The sequence below is a fragment of the Brenneria goodwinii genome, assembly GCF_002291445.1.
Lineage (GTDB): Bacteria > Pseudomonadota > Gammaproteobacteria > Enterobacterales > Enterobacteriaceae > Brenneria > Brenneria goodwinii.
This window is the reverse complement of record NZ_CP014137.1, coordinates 4683475-4702382: the sequence shown is the minus strand read 5'-3', so window position 1 is coordinate 4702382 and position 18908 is coordinate 4683475. Positions and strand designations below refer to the sequence as shown.

The 18908-nt window shown below is 54.5% G+C and carries 16 protein-coding genes; 13 read left to right on the top strand and 3 right to left on the bottom strand.

What is annotated here, in order from left to right; translation table 11 throughout:
* Positions 1-387: 387 nt before the first annotated feature.
* The 13 genes from ulaA to ydhT all read left to right on the top strand — a co-directional run bounded on the left by ulaA (position 388) and on the right by ydhT (position 13476).
* Positions 388-1785: a PTS ascorbate transporter subunit IIC gene (ulaA, locus tag ACN28R_RS20860; protein WP_095835863.1), complete on the top strand. Its 1398-nt coding sequence runs from the start codon at positions 388-390 to the stop codon at positions 1783-1785.
* 16 nt (positions 1786-1801) lie between these two features.
* Entirely contained in the window at positions 1802-2110 is a 309-nt protein-coding gene (gene ulaB / locus ACN28R_RS20855; protein ID WP_095835380.1) for a PTS ascorbate transporter subunit IIB, read from the top strand.
* 9 nt (positions 2111-2119) lie between these two features.
* The gene (gene ulaC / locus ACN28R_RS20850; protein ID WP_095835379.1) at positions 2120-2587 is read left to right on the top strand and encodes a PTS ascorbate transporter subunit IIA; all 468 of its coding nucleotides are present in this window, start codon (positions 2120-2122) and stop codon (positions 2585-2587) included.
* 15 nt (positions 2588-2602) lie between these two features.
* Entirely contained in the window at positions 2603-3256 is a 654-nt protein-coding gene (locus tag ACN28R_RS20845) for a 3-keto-L-gulonate-6-phosphate decarboxylase UlaD (protein ID WP_095835378.1), read from the top strand.
* A 9-nt stretch (positions 3257-3265) separates the two neighbouring features.
* Positions 3266-4126, top strand: coding sequence for an L-ribulose-5-phosphate 3-epimerase (locus ACN28R_RS20840; RefSeq protein WP_048637166.1), 861 nt, complete (start codon positions 3266-3268; stop codon positions 4124-4126).
* Positions 4126-4812 (top strand): L-ribulose-5-phosphate 4-epimerase, encoded by a 687-nt coding sequence (locus ACN28R_RS20835; protein ID WP_095835862.1) that lies wholly within the window; start codon positions 4126-4128, stop codon positions 4810-4812. Before ACN28R_RS20840 ends, ACN28R_RS20835 begins: the two co-directional genes overlap by 1 nt.
* Before the next feature lie 302 nt (positions 4813-5114).
* Positions 5115-6614 carry a glycerol-3-phosphate dehydrogenase gene (gene glpD, locus ACN28R_RS20830; RefSeq protein WP_095835377.1) on the top strand — a complete coding sequence of 500 codons (1500 nt, stop codon included), beginning with the start codon at positions 5115-5117 and terminating at the stop codon, positions 6612-6614.
* A gap of 810 nt (positions 6615-7424) precedes the next feature.
* The gene (locus ACN28R_RS20825; protein ID WP_048637165.1) at positions 7425-8054 is read left to right on the top strand and encodes a ferredoxin-like protein; all 630 of its coding nucleotides are present in this window, start codon (positions 7425-7427) and stop codon (positions 8052-8054) included.
* 54 nt (positions 8055-8108) lie between these two features.
* Entirely contained in the window at positions 8109-10211 is a 2103-nt protein-coding gene (locus ACN28R_RS20820) for an aldehyde ferredoxin oxidoreductase (protein ID WP_095835376.1), read from the top strand.
* 29 nt (positions 10212-10240) lie between these two features.
* On the top strand, positions 10241-10912 hold the full coding sequence (locus ACN28R_RS20815; RefSeq protein WP_183096758.1) for a YdhW family putative oxidoreductase system protein: 672 nt from the start codon (positions 10241-10243) through the stop codon (positions 10910-10912).
* A 144-nt stretch (positions 10913-11056) separates the two neighbouring features.
* Complete coding sequence (locus ACN28R_RS20810) at positions 11057-11728, top strand: 4Fe-4S dicluster domain-containing protein (RefSeq protein WP_095835374.1); 672 nt, start codon at positions 11057-11059, stop codon at positions 11726-11728.
* Positions 11725-12510, top strand: coding sequence for a thiosulfate reductase cytochrome B subunit (gene phsC / locus ACN28R_RS20805; protein ID WP_048637162.1), 786 nt, complete (start codon positions 11725-11727; stop codon positions 12508-12510). Before ACN28R_RS20810 ends, phsC begins: the two co-directional genes overlap by 4 nt.
* Positions 12511-12546: 36 nt before the next feature.
* On the top strand, positions 12547-13476 hold the full coding sequence (gene ydhT / locus ACN28R_RS20800) for a protein YdhT (protein WP_095835373.1): 930 nt from the start codon (positions 12547-12549) through the stop codon (positions 13474-13476).
* A 114-nt stretch (positions 13477-13590) separates the two neighbouring features.
* Here the strand turns inward: ydhT and glgP are convergent, their stop codons facing one another.
* The 3 genes from glgP to glgC all read right to left on the bottom strand — a co-directional run bounded on the left by glgP (position 13591) and on the right by glgC (position 18896).
* A complete protein-coding gene (gene glgP, locus ACN28R_RS20795; RefSeq protein ID WP_095835372.1) occupies positions 13591-16038 on the bottom strand; it encodes a glycogen phosphorylase in 2448 nt (815 codons plus the stop codon).
* A gap of 22 nt (positions 16039-16060) precedes the next feature.
* Positions 16061-17491 carry a glycogen synthase GlgA gene (gene glgA, locus ACN28R_RS20790; RefSeq protein ID WP_095835371.1) on the bottom strand — a complete coding sequence of 477 codons (1431 nt, stop codon included), beginning with the start codon at positions 17489-17491 and terminating at the stop codon, positions 16061-16063.
* Between the two features lie 127 nt (positions 17492-17618).
* Positions 17619-18896, bottom strand: a complete 1278-nt coding sequence (gene glgC / locus ACN28R_RS20785) for a glucose-1-phosphate adenylyltransferase (protein WP_048637158.1) — start codon at positions 18894-18896, stop codon at positions 17619-17621.
* Positions 18897-18908: the final 12 nt, after the last annotated feature.

Genomic DNA, 18908 nt, shown 5'->3' with positions numbered 1-18908 from the left:
AATACTCAAATAAAAAATCATTAAATGACAACTTATGATTTTATTGCGAGAAAATATCACCATTTCACCATGCTGACAATCGTCAAAACGCACAAACCGACTCACGAGTCAGGCAATAACATCTTATCCGCCATAGTTGAAATCATGCCAACAAAAACAATAACTATATAAATATTAACAATAAAAATAAATTTAAAATTTATAATAAAAAAGTATTGGCGAGCAGAAAAAGAGAATTGCGAGCTCTCTCAAAAATAATCAAAAAATGTCTTTTCATGATTATTGTTGATTGATACAGTGAGTCAGCCCTACAAAAAATACCTGACCGCGCCAGCCTGGTTCGAAAGCGGCGCGCAGCAGGATGAGCAAAGGCCGAACGGAGTGCTTATGGAAACCCTCTATAGTATTTTTACGATCTTCTTTAATCAGGTAATGACCAACGCCCCGCTGCTGCTGGGGATTGTGACGCTTCTCGGTTATTTACTGCTGCGTAAAAGCGCCACCGTTATCATTAAAGGCACCATCAAAACGATCATCGGTTTTATGTTATTGCAGGCCGGTTCCGGAATTCTGACCAGCACCTTCAAACCCGTCGTCGCTAAAATGTCTGAAGTTTACGGCATCGACGGCGCCATCTCAGATACCTACGCCTCGATGATGGCGACCATCGAACGGATGGGCGATGCCTATAGCTGGGTCGGCTATGCGGTACTGCTGGCGCTGGCGCTGAATATTGTTTATGTCCTGCTGCGCCGGATCACCGGCATCCGCACCATCATGCTTACCGGCCACATCATGTTCCAGCAGGCCGGGCTGCTCGCCGTGTTCTTCTATATTCTCGGCTACCCGATGTGGACCACCATCATCTGTAGCGCCGTGCTGGTTTCCCTGTACTGGGGCATCACCGCGAACATGATGTACAAACCGACGCAGGCGGTAACGGACGGCTGCGGTTTCTCCATCGGACACCAGCAGCAGTTTGCCTCCTGGATTGCCTATAAACTCGCGCCTTATCTAGGGAAAAAAGAAGAGAGCGTGGAAAACCTGAAACTTCCGGGCTGGTTGAATATCTTCCATGACAACATTGTCTCCACCGCGATAGTCATGACGGTATTCTTCGGCACGATTCTGCTCTCTTTCGGGCTCGACACCTTGCAACAGATGGCGGGGAAAACCCACTGGAGTATTTATATCCTGCAAACCGGTTTTCAGTTTGCCGTCGCCATTTTCATCATCGTACAGGGCGTGCGGATGTTCGTTGCCGAACTTTCCGAAGCCTTTAACGGCATATCCCAGCGATTGATCCCCGGAGCGGTATTGGCTATCGATTGCGCGGCTATCTATAGCTTTGCCCCCAATGCCGTGGTCTGGGGATTCATGTGGGGCACCATCGGTCAGCTGATCGCCATCGGCATCCTGATCGGTATCGGCTCTCCCATCATGATCATTCCCGGCTTCATTCCCATGTTCTTCTCTAACGCCACCATCGGCGTATTCGCCAACCACTTTGGCGGCTGGCGCGCGGCGACGAAGATTTGTCTGGTCATGGGCATGATCGAAATCTTCGGCTGCGTCTGGGCGGTGAAACTGACCGGGCTGAGCGCCTGGATGGGGATGGCGGACTGGTCGATTCTGGCGCCGCCGTTAATGCAGGGACTGACATTCGGTCTGTGGTTTATGAGCGTCGTCATCGTCGTTGCATTGATTTACATGGTCTTTGCCAGCCGCACATTGCGCGCTGAAGAAGATGCGGAAAAGAAACTCACTGAAACTCATGTGAACTGATTCTGGAGAAACCATCATGACAGTACGAATTCTGGCGGTATGCGGCTGCGGACAAGGCAGCTCCATGATCATGAAAATGAAAGTCGGCCAATTTCTGACCGAGCAGGGAATCAATCATAGCCTGAATAGCTGTGCGGTCGGTGAATACAAGGCTGAGCTGAGCGGCGCGGACATCATCATTGCCTCTACTCACGTTGCCGATGAGATCACCGTCAGCGGCAATAAATATGTCGTCGGCGTACGCAATATGCTTTCCGCGGCCGACTTCGGCCCAAAACTGCTGGACGTCATCAAAGCGCATTTTCCGGCGGACTTAAAGCAATAGGGAGCGATGATGAAACTACGTGATTCACTGGCGGAAAATCGGTCCATCCGGTTACAGGCCGAAGCCAGTACCTGGCAGGACGCGGTGAAAATCGGCGTGGATCTGCTGGTCGCGGCCGATGTCGTCGAGCCACGCTACTACCAGGCCATTCTGGACGGCGTAAAACAATTCGGCCCTTATTTCGTTATCGCGCCCGGACTCGCCATGCCGCATGGCCGCCCGGAGGAAGGGGTCAAAAAAACCGGCTTTGCTCTGGTGACGTTGAAAACGCCGCTGATCTTCAATCATGAAGACAACGACCCGGTGGACATACTGATCACCATGGCGGCCGTTGATGCCAACACCCATCAGGAAGTGGGCATCATGCAAATCGTCAATCTGTTTGAGGATGAAGCCAATTTTGACCGCCTGCGCGCCTGCCGCACCGAGCAGGATGTATTGAATCTGATTGACCAGACCGCTGCGGCGGCATGCTGATTGAGGAGTTTATCGATGTCTCATTTACCGATGTTGCAGGTTGCGCTGGATAACCAGACGCTGGCCGATGCCTATCAGACCACCCGATTGATTGCCGAAGAGGTGGATATTATTGAAGTCGGCACCATTCTGTGTGTCGGCGAAGGGGTTCGCGCCGTGCGCGATCTGAAATCCCTTTATCCGCACAAGATTGTGCTGGCGGATGCAAAAATCGCCGACGCCGGAAAAATTCTGTCGCGCATGTGCTTTGAAGCCAATGCGGACTGGGTCACCGTCATTTGCTGCGCGGATATCAACACCGCCGCCGGCGCACTGGCGGTCGCGCGCGAATTCAACGGCGATGTTCAAATTGAATTGACTGGCTTCTGGACCTGGGAGCAAGCACAGGCCTGGCGTGATATCGGCATCCAGCAGGTGGTCTATCACCGTAGCCGGGATGCGCAGGCCGCCGGAATCGCCTGGAGCGAGGCCGACATTATCGCCATTAAACGTCTGGCGGATATGGGTTTCAAAGTGACCGTAACGGGTGGATTGGCGTTGGCGGATTTGCCTTTATTCAAAGGCATTCCTATTCATGTGTTTATCGCCGGCCGCAGTATTCGCGATGCCGCGGATCCGGTAGCGGCGGCGCGCCAATTCAAACACAGCATCGCCCAGCTCTGGGGATAAGGTGATCTCATGCTCACGAAAACCGTTCCGCTCGGTATTTATGAAAAAGCGCTGCCGCCGGGCGAAAGCTGGCTGGCGCGTTTGCAACTGGCGAAAGAGCTGGGTTTTGACTTTGTGGAAATGTCAGTAGACGAAAGCGATGGCCGACTGGCGCGTCTTGACTGGAGCCGTGAGCAACGCCTGGAGCTGGTGAACGCGATTTCCGTCAGCGGCGTCCGGGTTCCGTCTATGTGCCTGAGCGCCCACCGGCGCTTCCCATTAGGCTCGGAAAATGACGAAACGCGCAATCAGGGACTGGAAATCATGTTCAAGGCGATCCGTCTTGCTCAGGATGTCGGCATCCGCGTTATTCAACTCGCCGGCTACGACGTCTACTACCAGAAAGCGAACGATCTGACCCGGGAACGTTTTCGCCACGGTCTGCAACTGGCCGTGGAAATGGCCAGCCGAGCGCAGGTCACGCTGGCGATGGAAATCATGGACTACCCGTTAATGAACTCCATCAGTAAAGCATTGGGCTATGCCAACTACCTCAATAATCCGTGGTTCCAGCTTTACCCGGATATCGGCAATCTTTCCGCCTGGGATAACGACGTGCAAATGGAGTTGAAAGCCGGGAAAGGCCATATCGTGGCGGTGCATGTTAAAGATACGCGCCCCGGCGTCTTCAAGAATGTGCCGTTCGGCACCGGCGTAGTCGATTTCGCGCGCTGTTTTACCACCCTTAGGGAAAGCGGCTACTGCGGCCCTTACCTGATCGAAATGTGGAGTGAAACGTCGCCCGATCCGCTCAAAGAGATCGCCGCCGCGCGCGACTGGGTTAAGCAACAGATGGCCCAGGCCGGTTTGCTGGTGGAGGAAGCCGTATGATACAGCAGCTAAAACAACAGGTCTTTGATGCGAATATGGCATTGCCGCGCCACGGTCTGGTGACTTATACCTGGGGCAACGTCAGCGCCATCGACCGGCAGCGCCAGGTCATCGTTATCAAGCCCAGCGGAGTGGCTTACGAAATCATGCAGCCGGACGATATGGTGGTGGTGGATATGCGGGGAGCGGTGGTGGAAGGCGGCTACCGCCCCTCTTCCGATACCGCCACCCATCTGGAGCTGTATCGCCGCTATCCGCAAATAGGCGGGATCGTTCATACCCATTCCACCCATGCGACCGCCTGGGCGCAGGCCGGACTGGCGATCCCGGCGCTGGGCACTACCCACGCCGACTACTTTTATGGCGATATTCCCTGTACCCGGCCGCTAACTGCGCAGGAAGTGGACACGGAATATGAAAAAAATACCGGCGTCGTGATTGCTGAAACGCTCGGCGACGGCAATCCGCTGCACACCCCGGGGATCATCGTCTATCAGCACGGGCCGTTCTGCTGGGGAAAAGATGCCGACGAAGCGGTCCACAACGCGGTAGTGATGGAAGAGGTGGCCAAAATGGCATGGATTGCCCGTTCGATTAATCCGCGCCTGCATTCGATCGACGGTTATCTGATGAACAAGCACTTCAGCCGCAAGCATGGTCCCAATGCGTATTACGGGCAGCGGTAACGCGTAGCCAAGTATAGCGCCACGCCCGGCATAGACGAACGTCCTCTGTGTCGGGTGTGTCGAACATTCTGATATTTCGAGCGGAGTCTACCGCGCACGCAATCCCCCTCTGAGTGCTTAACATCCCCTCTGGCGCCGCAGCAATACCCCTCCATTTAATGTGACAACTATCAGCAAAATGTTACTTTCATCACGCATAAATGTTTTTATTTGGTTAATCGTTGGCTAACTTGTTTGTTTGCGATTATTATAATGCGCGAAAACGAACATTTTTCTATTTTATTTAACGGTGGAGGGAAAACGTGGAAACCAAAGATCTGATTGTGATCGGTGGCGGCATTAACGGTGCAGGTATCGCCGCGGATGCAGCCGGTCGAGGATTATCCGTTCTGCTGCTGGAAGCGCAGGATCTGGCCTGCGCCACCTCCTCCGCCAGTTCTAAATTGATCCATGGCGGCTTACGCTATCTGGAACATTACGAGTTCCGCCTGGTCAGCGAAGCGCTATCCGAACGTGAAACGCTGCTGAAAATGGCGCCCCATATCATTTTCCCCATGCGTTTTCGTTTACCGCATCAGCCGCACCTGCGTCCGGCATGGATGATTCGTATCGGCTTGTTCATGTATGACCACATTGGGAAACGCGTCAGCCTGCCCGCCAGTAAAAGCGTGAAATTCGGTGCCGGATCGGTATTAAAACCAGAGCTGACTCAAGGTTTTGAGTATTCGGACTGCTGGGTAGACGATGCGCGTTTGGTGGTGTTGAATGCACAGGAAGTCATCAAGCGCGGTGGGGAAGTGCGCACCCGCACCAAGGTTGTCAGCGCCCGGCGCGAACAAGGTCTGTGGGTGGTTGAGGCCGTCGACGAACGCAGCGGCGAAACGCTCACCTGGCGCGCCAAAGGCCTGGTGAACGCAACCGGTCCGTGGGTAAGACAGTTCTTTGATGATGGCTTAAAACTGAAATCGCCTTATGGGATCCGCCTGATCAAAGGCAGCCATATTGTGGTGCCCAAGGTGCACGATCAGCCTCAGGCATATATTCTGCAAAATAAAGATCATCGCATTGTGTTTGTGATCCCCTGGCAGGATGAGTTTTCGATCATCGGCACCACCGATGTGGAATATCACGGCGATCCGCATAGCGTGAAAATCGACGATGGCGAGATTGACTACCTGTTGGACGTTTATAACGATCACTTTAAACAACCGCTCACCCGAGATGACATCGTCTGGACCTATTCCGGGGTGCGGCCGCTGTGCGACGATGAATCCGATTCGCCGCAGGCCATTACCCGCGATTACACGCTGTCGGTGGACGATGAACAGGGTCAGGCTCCGCTGTTATCCGTGTTCGGGGGCAAACTGACCACCTATCGCAAACTGGCGGAACATGCGCTGGATAAGCTGGAAAAATACTACCCTCAGGCAGGCAAGGCCTGGACCAAAGACGCCGTGCTGCCCGGCGGGGATATCTCCGGCACGCGCGATGACTATGCCGCCGCCCTGCGCCGCCGTTTCAATCTGCCGGAAGCGCTGGCGCGGCGCTATAGCCGGACATACGGATCACACAGCGAGCTGATTCTGGCGAATGTCCAAGGACTCAGCGATCTGGGCGAACATTTCGGTCACGATCTGTATGAAGCCGAACTTCGCTATCTGGTCGAGAAAGAGTGGGCCGTCACATTGGACGACGTCATTTGGCGGCGCACGAAATTGGGGATGTGGTTAACTGAGGCGCAGCGGCAGCGCATCAGCGCGTGGCTGGATACATACCACCATCAGGTAGCCGAAGTCAGTTAATTTCCCTCGCGGAGCGTTTGCACTTTGCCAAACGCTCCGCACCGTTGTAAGCATTACATCACGCCAGCCGCCACTCGTAAGGTTAAAAAATCGCGCGTTAAATCCCCTTTCACAGCCACAAGCGTAGCCACATCATTTTTAATTCATTCTCTTATTTTCCCTATTATGATGCGAATCAAATAATTGCACACGCAATAGCGCCGGAATGATACATTTGTTACTGATATATTAATTATTCACAAAATAATAAACGAATAATCGCCATTAAACTATTCACTGTTTATTTCGCTCTTAACGAGAAATCATCTTATTTACTCTTAATAAAAGCTAATCATTAATAGATTCTGAATTATCAAATAAGAATAAGAATCAATAACTATAAAAATATGCAGAACAGCCGGTTTATAAGACATTAATCACAGAATAAAAAATATAATAACCACATTATGATTATGGCTAAATGGCGTGCGTAAAAATGGCCTACAATAAAAACCGTGACCTGTTATGAAATAAAGTCGCCATTTCTGAAGTATTTCAGGCCATTATATGCGCCGAGAAACATTAAATCAGTCGCAAATTGATAAAGCGTTGTGGCGGAATTAACAGAGAAACATCACCCGTTATTTACTTTATTATATAACGAATTTATTAAGATTATTATTTTACTTTCCGCCAAATTTTTCTTTGAAATTTGCAATGGATTTATTTCACGCTCATTTACTCCCAATCGCTTTCAATAGGCTGAAAAGCGGTACGCCTGCGGCTTGAAAGATAAAAGGGATATTGAGATATGCGGGGGACAAAAATTAAATGCCTAATCAGGTTGAACATCCTTTACTGGATCTGGGGTTAACAAGGCTCGAATTCCTGCGTATTTCAGGCAAAGGTCTGGCGGGAATCACTATCGCACCGGCACTGCTCTCCCTATTGGGATGCAGACAGGAAGATATTAACAACGGCAATGTCGGGCTGACCACCACGCCGAAGGGCGTACTGGTGACCAAAAGAGCCCGATGCACCGGCTGCCACCGCTGCGAAATCGCCTGTACCACCTATAACGACGGCAGCGTCGGATCCTTCTTCTCACGGGTGAAAATCCATCGTCACTTTTATTACGGCGATAGCGGCATTGGCTCCGGGGGCGGGCTGTATGGCGATCTTAATTTTACCACCGATACCTGTCGGCAATGTAAAGATCCCGAATGTATGAAAGTCTGCCCGATAAAAGTCATCGCCTATAACGAAGAACAAGGCTGTATTACGGTGGACGACAAGCGCTGTATTGGCTGTTCCGCCTGTACCACCGCCTGCCCGTGGATGATGGCGACGGTAAATCCGCAGATTAAAAAATCCGGCAAGTGCAATTTATGTGGCGAATGCGTCACCGCTTGCCCGACAGGTGCATTGAGTATCATCGACTGGAAGGAGATTACGGTCTGAATCTCCAGATTTATTTCTATCCATGGCGGTGCTTCACACTCAGGAAAATAAATTATGATCAACGGTTGGACAGGTAATATATTACGCATCAACTTGAGCTCTGGCGCCATTACCAAAGAAGATTCCAGCAAATATAAAAAATTTATTGGTGGAATGGGATTTGGTTATAAAATCATGTACGACGAAGTCGCGCCAGGAACCAAACCTTTTGACGAGGCCAATAAAGTCATCTTTGCCGTCGGGCCGTTAACCGGCTCCGGCGCGCCCTGTAGTTCCCGCGTTAATATCACCACGTTATCGACGTTTACCCGCGGCAATTTAGTTGTCGACGCGCACATGGGCGGATTTTTCGCCGCCTATATGAAATACGCCGGTTACGACGCCATTATTATTGAAGGGAAAGCGCCGGCGCCGGTGTGGATTAACATTCAGGATGACCAAGTCAGTATTGAAAACGCCGCCTTCCTGTGGGGAAAAGGCACCCGCGCCACCACCGAAGAAATCTGCCGCACCACCAATGTGGAAGCCTGCGTCGCCGCCATCGGTCCGGCAGGCGAGAATCTGGTGCCGCTGTCCGGCATTCTGAATAGCCGTAATCATAGCGGCGGCGCGGGCACCGGCGCCGTACTCGGCGCCAAAAACCTGAAGGCCATTTCCGTCATCGGCACCAGGGGCGTCAACGTCGCGAATCGGGAAACGCTTAAAACCCTGAACGATTACATGATGACCCAGCTTATCGGCGCGAACAATAACCACGTGGTACCGAGCACTCCGCAGGCCTGGGCCGAATATTCAGCCCCGCGATCGCGCTGGACGGCCCGCAAAGGGTTGTACTGGAAAGCCGCGGAGGGCGGTCCGATTGAAACCGGCGACATCCCGCCCGGCGACCAGAATACCGTCGGGTTCCGTACCATGAAGTCGGTCTTCGATCTGGGGCCGGCCGCGGAAAAGTACACCGTAAAAATGGGCGGCTGCCACTCGTGTCCGATCCGCTGTTCGGCGCAGTTGAAAGTGCCGCAGGCCAGCGAGTACGGCGTGCCGACCACCGGCGGCAACACCTGCGTCGCCCAGACCGCGCATAGCTCGATGTTTCCGCACGGCCCCAAAGACTTTGAGGAAAAAGGAGATGGCAGGGTCATTGCCAATTTCGTCGCATTAAACGTGTTTGACGATATGGGGCTGTGGTGCAACTACGCCCAGCTACAGCGCGATTTTGTTTACTGCTATTCGCATGACGTCTTCAAACGCGTACTGCCTGCGGATGAATACGCCGATATCCCCTGGCATCTGCTGGAAGCGGGCGACCCGGCGTTTATTAAGGATCTCTACCTGCGTCTGGCGCACCGGCAAGGCGAAATCAGCCATCTGGCGGACGGCTCTTTTCTGTTGGCGCAAAGATGGGATCTGGGCGAGGCGTACTGGGCCGACGTCAAAAACAAACTGTGGTCGCCGATGGGCTTTCCGGTTCACCATGCCAACGAGGCGTCGGCCCAGGTCGGCTCGCTCGTTAACTGCATGTTCAACCGCGACGCCATGACCCACACCCACATTAACTACATCGGCAGCGGACTGCCGTTAAAACTGCAAAAAGAGGTCGCCGCCGAACTGTTCGGCTCGCCGGACGCCTATGACGAAACCAAAAACTATACCCCCATTAATCCGTACAAAATCAAATACACCAAATGGACGATCCTCAAATGCTGTCTGCACGACGCCGTGACGCTATGCAACTGGGTCTGGCCGATGACCGTTTCCCCGCTGAAGAGCCGTAACTATCGCGGCGATCTGGCGCTGGAAGCCAAATTCTTCGCGGCGGTGACCGGCGAAGCCACCACCGAGGAGAGCCTGGATCTGGCCGCCGAACGCATCTTCACGCTGCACCGGGCCTACACCGTGAAATTGATGAATACCAAAGATATGCGTCACGAACACGACGAAATCTGTTCGTGGGTATTCGATAAGGATCCGGATATCGAAGTGTTTAACGAAGGGACGGACAAGATGGATCGTGAGGACATGCAAAAATCCCTGACCATGTTCTATACGGCGATGGGTTGGGATCCCGATCTGGGCTGTCCCACCAGGGAGACGTTAATCCGGCTGGATATGGAGGACGTTGCCGACGATCTGGCTTCACGGAATTTGCTCCCGGCATAGCGAAATTGATGATGAATACGACACCCCCAATGACATCAGAACCGGACGAGCGGGAAGAGCGCCATGATTCCCCGCCGGACCTAAGCAAAAGACGGCTGCTGCTGCCGTTGTCCCACCCGGATCGGGTCGTGGATGACGGCGGCGAAGCAGACAATGCCGCCGAACAGAAAGCGCCGTTTTTAGCCGTGGCGGACGATATCCGCCAGCGTTCGGCGGCGGGTGAACTGGTCGACATAAGGTGTTTTCAGGAAGCGCCCTATTCTCTGGACGCCCAGAGCGTCGGCCAGCTGTTTGAGCAGATCAACGCCAGCGAGGCCTGCGCGGATATTCTCTCCATCAACAACGGCGAAGAGCGGTATTACTACTCCGACCGCAGCATGAGCCATAACTATGCCCGGATTCTGGTTTTCACGCATGAGCAGAACGTCTGTAAAACCATTGCAGACACCGTGCGTTTCGAGTGCCAAACCTATCCACGGCCCTACAAGGTGCAAATGCTGAGTTTTCCGCCCTACTCTTTCGATCAGGAGAAGATTGACGGCGCGCTGCGCTTTTTCGAACAGTCCGATGAATTTCAGGATATCCGCATCATCGCGGCCTCTAACGGCGAGCCCTATTTGTTCAGCGAGCATTTCATGAGCTACGGCAAGGCGAAGGGGCTCTGTGAGTGGATAGAGGTTGAACAGTATGAAAATCCTTAACCTTTCGCCCCTCGACAAACGACGACAAGAAAACCCGCATCGCGCCGCGGCGACCCGCCCCACGAAAGCGCGGATGGAAAAGCGCGCGTTGACGCCGTGGATGAAACCGACTTTGAACGACTCATTTTCTGGGAGGCAAGGCAGATGACATGCTCACGCCGCAAATTTGTCCTCGGCATGGGGTCGGTGATGTTTTTTAGCGCACCACTCTTCTCCGTTTTCGGCGCAACGGATAAAAACAAACCCGTGCGCTACGCCATGATCCATGATGAAGTACGCTGCAACGGTTGCAATATTTGCACCGTGGCCTGCCACAAAGTGAACAAAGTCCCGGTCGGGGCGGCGAGAATGAGCATCGCGCATATTGCGATGACGCCCCCCGAAGAGGGCAACACCTATCACTTTTTCCGCCATTCCTGCCAACAGTGTGAAGATGCGCCCTGCATCGACGTATGCCCGACCGGTTCATCTTACCGGGACGACAGCAACGGCATTGTCCGGGTGGATAAGGCGAAATGCATCGGCTGCAGCTACTGTATATCGGCCTGCCCCTACCAGGTGCGCTACCTCAATCCGACCACCCGCGTGGCCGATAAATGCGATTTTTGTCTGGAATCGCGGCTGCAAAAAGGTTTTCCGCCCATCTGCGTCAGCGCCTGTCCGCAGGATGCGCTTATTTTCGGGCCCGAGGAGAGCGAACCGGTTCAGACCTGGCTGAAAACGCATGAATATTACCAATACCAACTGCCCGATGTCGGTAAGCCGCGGATTTATCGCCGCCCCGGTCCGCACGATATCGAAAAGGTGACTATATGAATATTATGCCGAATGCCGAGCTGTTCCAGGCGCAGCTTTATCAATATGTTTATATCTATACGCCAGACTTTTGGCCGGTATGGCTTATTCTGGCAGGAGTGTTGTTTGCCGGCATGCTGGGCGTATTAACGCTGCATGGGCTATTGCGTTATAAACTCGCGCCGCCGCGCGCCCAGGCGCATGAAGAAAAAGTGTATCTGTATTCACGGGCTATCCGCTTATGGCACTGGAGCAACGCGACGCTGTTTATTCTGCTGCTGGTCAGCGGGTTGCTGAATCATTTTGCCATTGGCTCGGTCGACGATACCGTGATGCTGGTGGCGCTGCATAAGCTGTGCGGATACCTGTTGTTAATCAGTTGGGCCGCCTTTGTCCTGATCAATGCGTTCGGCGGCAACGGCCATCATTACCTCATTGACCGTAAAAGCTGGGGACAGCGGGCCTTTCTGCAGGTTCGTTTTTACCTATACGGCATTATCAAAGGGGAAGATCACCCGTTCCCGGCCACGCCGCGCGCTAAATTTAATCCATTACAACAGGCGGCCTATTTCGGCGTGATGTATGCGCTGCTGCCCGCGCTGCTGGCGACAGGGGTGCTCTTATGTAATCCGCTGTGGATCCCGGCCGATTTCGTGCTGATCAAAGCCTGGCTATTGCCGCTGCATCTGATATTGGCCGTAATGAGCCTGTTCTTCCTCTGCGGACATATCTATCTGTGTACCACCGGGCGGACTCCGGCCCAGACATTCCGCTGCATGATTGATGGTTACCATCGCCACTAAGGCGCAAAATTAAGCAACGCGGGGCAGCAGGCGAGAATGAACAAAATTACCAGGCAGCAGTTACATGCATTACAGGTCAGCCCGCAGATTTATCGCTGGTTCCTGCGCCGTTTCCCGCAGGGCGGCGAGTATCAAGAGATTCATCATGCCCTGATGCGCGACGGGTATGCCGAATGGCTGGAAAGCCTGGCGGAGTACGGCTACTCGCTGGGCTTCGCTTCATCACAATTCATCCAGCAGGAAACCCGCGCCACGCAGGCGATGATCGACCACCTGACCGCCGGTAACGCCGGGGTCATCCAGGTCACGCCCCGCGATCGCGCGGTAAAACATACGCCGGAACCTTATGAGGCGCAGTTGGCCACCGGCGACCATGCGCTGGATATCGGCTGCGTCGGCCTGCAAAGTAAAATCGCCCTGTCCGGCACCTATAACTTTATCGGCAATAGCGGCGAAAACAGCGGCATCGCCAGCATCGGCTACGCCTGCCAACTGGTCAGTTCCGGCTTTGCCGCCAAGATCAGCAATGCCGGCCAGCACTGCCGCATCGGCAGCTTGGGCGGCCGGGCGCGCATCAGCAACAGCGGAAACTCCGCCAAAATCAGCGCGGCGGGCCGCGGCGCTCATATCGCCAACAGCGGTATGCGCAGCTATATCAGCGGCGTGGGCGAATCAATGAAAATCGCCAACGCAGGGGATATGTGCAAGATCGGCCTTTGCGCGCAGGGGGGCCGTATCGCCAATACAGGCGACAACGTGTCAATCACGGTAACGGGTGAAAATTCCGTGGTGACCTCGTCAGGCCGCGTTAACATGCTGGTGCTGGGTAAAGGCGGCTGCGCCGCATTGAGCTATCACGACGGCGTCCGCACACGCTTTCTGGTGGTTTACGAGGGCGAAAATGGCATCACTGCGGGGGTGAAATACCGGCTTAACGCCGTATGTGAATTGGAAGCGTGTGATTAAGCGGCGGCCGGCAGGGGCAGCCTGAAAGCCATTATTATTCCACTTTCCCGCCGCTAGCGAAAAGCGCCGCAGCCAGATTGCCTTGCTGCGGCGCTGTTGTTAAAACAATAAATATCAAAGTCTTATTGGTTTTATATTCCAGATTTCCTGCGCATACTCGCTGATGGTCCGGTCGGAAGAGAAGTAACCCATACTGGCGATGTTATGCGCGGCGCAGCGCGTCCATTCGTCCTCGTTGCGGAACAAGTCATCCACCCGGTCCTGCGTGTCGACATAGCTGCGGTAGTCAGCCAGCAATTGGTAGTAATCGCCAAAATTCACCAGCGAATCAAACAAATCGCTGTAGCGTCTGCTGTCATCCGGGCTGAAAACGCCGGTCGCGATTTGCGTGAGCACCCGGTGCAATTCGTCATCCTTATCGTAATATTCACGCGGGTTGTAACCGTTTTTACGCAGCGCTTCCACCTGATCGGCGGTGTTGCCGAAGATAAACATGTTTTCGTCGCCGATATACTCCAGCATTTCAACATTCGCGCCGTCCAACGTCCCGATGGTCAACGCGCCGTTCAGCGCAAATTTCATGTTGCTGGTGCCTGAGGCTTCCGTTCCCGCCAGCGAGATCTGTTCGGAAAGGTCCGCCGCCGGAATAATAAGCTGCGCCAGGCTGACGCCATAGTTCGGAATAAATACCACTTTCAACCGATCGTTGACGGCGGGATCGTTGTTGATCACCTTCGCCACGTCATTGATCAGGTTGATAATATGTTTGGCCATGTAGTAGGCCGATGCGGCTTTCCCCGCGAAGATCGCCACCCGCGGCACGCATTCAAGCGAGGGATCGTCTTTGATACGGTTATAGCGCGTGATGATGTGCAATACATTCAACAACTGGCGTTTGTATTCGTGAATACGTTTGATTTGCACGTCAAACAGCGCGTTGGGATTGACGACGATATTCAGATTCTCCGCGATATAGTCGGCCAGACACTCTTTGTTTTTCAGTTTGGCCTGACGGATCCGCTGCACGAACGCCGGATAGTCAATATGCGGCTTCAGTTCGCCAAGCTGGCTCAGATCGGTACGCCAGGTCTGCCCGATGGCATCGTCCAGCACGCCGGCAAGCGGGCGATTCGCCAGCGCCAGCCAGCGTCTGGGCGTGACGCCATTGGTCTTATTGCAGAAGCGGTTGGGGAACAGGCTGGCGAAGTCGGCAAACAGCGACTGCACCATCAGGTCTGAATGCAGCTCCGACACCCCGTTTACCTTATGGCTGGCCACCACCGCCAGCCAGGCCATACGAACCCGGCGTCCGTTGGTCTCCTCAATAATGGAAACCCGCGCCAGCAGATCGTTGTCGCCGGGGAACTGCTTCTGTACAAACGCCAGAAAGTGTTCGTTAATCTCGAAGATCAGCTGCAAGTGACGCGGCAGGATCTTACCCAGCATATCCACCGGCCAGGTTTCCAGCGCCTCCTGCATCAGCGTGTGGTTGGTGTAGGAAAACACTTTCGTGACGATATCCCAGGCAGCCTGCCACTTGAACTTATGCTCATCAATCAGCAGGCGCATCAGTTCGGGGATCGCCAGTACCGGGTGGGTATCATTCAGGTGGATGGCAAACTTTTCCGCCAGATTGTCATAGGTTTTATGCATCAGCCAGTGGCGGTTAAGGATGTCCTGCACCGTGGCGGAGACCAGAAAATACTCTTGCCGCAGGCGCAGCTCGCGCCCCGAATAGGTTGAATCATCCGGATAAAGTACCCTGGATACGTTTTCCGAATGGTTTTTATCTTCAACCGCGGCGAAATAGTCGCCCTGATTAAACTTGCCCAGATTGATTTCATTACTGGCCTGCGCGCTCCACAGCCGCAGGGTGTTCGTCGCGTCCGTATCAAAGCCGGGAATGATCTGATCATAGGCGCAGGCGATAACCTCTTCGGTTTCCAGCCAGCGGACTTTGGCGCCTTCCTGCTGGATACGCCCGCCAAAGCGCACTTTATAACGCGTGCTGTGGCGAGGGAACTCCCACGCGTTGCCGTACTCCAGCCAGTAATCCGGCGATTCGGCCTGCTGCCCGTTGACGATATTTTGCTTAAACATACCGTATTCATAGCGGATGCCATAGCCGCGCCCCGGCAGCGCCATGGTGGCCAACGAATCCAGGAAACAGGCCGCCAGCCGCCCCAGGCCGCCGTTGCCCAGACCAGGGTCGTTCTCCTCCTGGAGGAGATCGTCAAGCTCCAGCCCCATGCCGTCCAGCGCCGCGTTCAAATCGTCATACAGCCCCATCGCCAGCAACGCATTCGACAGCGTACGCCCCAACAGGAACTCCATGGACAGGTAATAAACTTGACGCACATCCTGCGATAGCTGCGCCCGGTTAGAGCGCAGCCAGCGTTCGACCATGCGATCACGCACCGCCAGCAGCGTGGCGTTCAGCCAGTCATGCTGAGTGGCGATCGCCGGGTCTTTACCCACGGCGAACATCAGCTTGTAGGCAATGGAGTGTTTCAGCGCTTCCACACTGAGCGTAGGCGACATATAGGTAAACGGCGTGTTCATAGCATTCATTCCCCAGTGAGTGTTACGACAAGCGTTGATACAGCGCACGATAAGCCTGTGCGGCGACCTGCCAACTGAAATCCATAGCCATCGCCTGACGCTGCACATAACGCCAGAGCGTCGGGCGGGCCCACAGGACAAAGACACGGCGAATGGCCCGGGATAGCGATCCAACGTTGCAATCGTTAAACACAAAACCACTCGCCAGACCGTCCGCCAGATTTTCCAGCGAGCAATCTGCGACCGTGTCCGCCAGTCCGCCGGTGCGGCGCACCAGCGGTAAGGTTCCATATTTCAGCCCGTAGAGCTGCGTTAACCCACAGGGTTCAAACCGACTGGGCACCATAATGATATCCGCACCGCCGATAATGCGGTGGGAGAATGCCTCGTGATAGCCAATCTGCACCCCGACCTGACCGTGATACTTTGCCGCGGCGGCCAGAAATCCTTCCTGCAATTGCGCGTCTCCCGCGCCCAGCACCACCAGTTGCCCGCCCTGATCCAGCAAATCAGGCACCGCGCTCAGCGCGACATCCAGTCCCTTCTGGCTGGTAAGACGGCTGACGATGGCGAACACCGGCACCTTGTCATTCACCTTGAGCCCCATCGCCGTTTGCAGATGCCGCTTGTTCTCCGCCTTGTTCGCCAGCACATCCCGGTTGTAGTGGCTGGTGAGTAAGGGATCGTGCGCCGGATTCCAGATGGCGTCATCAACGCCGTTGAGAATGCCGGATAAACGCCCTTCCTCTTCAAGGCTTTTTAATAGCCCCTCCATACCATAACCGTATGCCGGCAGCGTGATCTCATGCGCATAGGTCGGACTGACCGTCGTGGCATGATCGGCGTAATACAGCCCCGCTTTGAGGTAGGAAATCTGTCCGTGAAACTCCACCCCATAGATCTGGAAGAAATCGGGCGGCAGTTGCAGCTCGGCCATATGCCGGGCGTCGAACAACCCCTGATAGGCTAAATTATGGACGGTAAATACGGATTTTGCCGGTCGGCCGCGTGCGGCCAGATAGGCGCACGTCAATCCGGCATGCCAGTCATGGGCATGCACGATATCCGGCCGCCAGAAAGGGTCTAGTCCGCAGGCCAATTCACAGCCCATCCAGCCCAGCAGCGCAAAGCGCAGATAGTTGTCCGCATAGGCGTACAGTCCGGGGTTGTGATAAGGACTGCCCGCGCGCTGGTACAGCGTCGGCGCGTCAATCAGATAAATACCGACGCCGTTAAAATGGCCGTACAACAGGGTGACATGCCCGGCGAAAGTGTCCAGCTCACGCACGACCTGCGTGGTAATGCCTTTTTTCAGATCGGGAAACGCAGGCAACATGACCCGAACATCCATTCCGGCCTGAATCTGCGCTGCGGGCAACGCCCCGGTAACATCCGCCAACCCCCCGGTTTTCAATAACGGAAACAACTCTGAACAAACATGTAATACCTGCATTCTCACTCCTGTATTGTTCCAACGTCATTACCTCTTGTTACCCGCCATTCCCGCGAGGATGGCGGTGGTCGTATTCCCAAGACCACGGCGAGGATGACAACCGGGTGTCGCCAGTCTGATTTTCCGATTACCTCGTTTCCAGCATGGCCCTCGTCACCAACACGATCCCTTCTTCCGATCGATAAAACCGGCGGCTGTCCTCTTCCGCGTTCTCGCCGATGATCGTGCCGTCCGGGAGTTGGCAGGCGCGGTCGATGACGCAGCGGCGTAAACGGCAGGATCGCCCGACGGTGACGTCCGGCAACAGCACCGTTGAATCGATATTGCAAAACGAATTAACCCGCACGCGGGGAAACAACACCGAGTTGGTCACCACCGAACCGGAAATAATGCTGCCGCCGGAAACCAGCGAGTTCATGGTCATGCCGTGGCTGCCGGAATGGTCCTGCACGAATTTGGCCGGCGGCAGTGACTCAATCGCTGAGCGAATCGGCCAGGTACGGTCATACATATCCAGTTCCGGCGTCACGGACGCCAGATCAAGATTCGCCTGCCAATAGGCTTCCAGCGTGCCGACATCCCGCCAGTAAGGGCGGTCGCTATCGCCCGACGTGACGCAGGACAGCGTAAAGGGATGCGCCCAGGCGGAACGCTGCGCGACGATTTTGGGGATCAAATCCTGGCCGAAATCATGGTTGGACTCCGTCAAGCAGACATCTTCTTCCAACAAGCGGTACAGGTAGTCCGCGTTAAAAACGTAGATTCCCATGCTCGCCAGCGCCATATCCGGGTTATCCGGCATCGCTATCGGCTGCGCCGGTTTTTCCGCGAAGTCGAGGACCCGGTGCTGCTTATCGACGCTCATCACGCCAAAAGCGCTGGCCTCTTTTAGCGGTACCGGCAGGCAGGCCACGGTGCACTCCGCCCCTTTCTCGACGTGGTCGATCAGCATGCGCGAGTAATCCATCTTGTAGATATGATCGCCGGCCAGTATCACCACGTATTCAGCCCGGTAGCGGCGAATGATATCCAGGTTCTGACAGACCGCATCGGCGGTGCCGCGATACCAGTGTTCGGTCGAATTTCGCTGCTGCGCGGGCAGCAGATCGATAAACTCGTTCATTTCCACATTCAGGAAAGACCAGCCGCGCTGAATATGCTGCACCAGCGTATGCGACTGATACTGGGTAATCACCCCGATGCGCCGGATACCGGAATTGAGACAGTTGGACAGGGCGAAATCGATAATGCGGAATTTACCGCCGAAATGAACGGCGGGCTTGGCCCGCAACGCCGTCAAATCTTTCAGTCGGGTTCCCCGGCCCCCCGCCAGAATTAACGCCACAGATTTCAACGGCAATTGTCTTGCCAACATCAGGGGATCGTTTTTGTCATTACTCACCATGACTCACTCCTT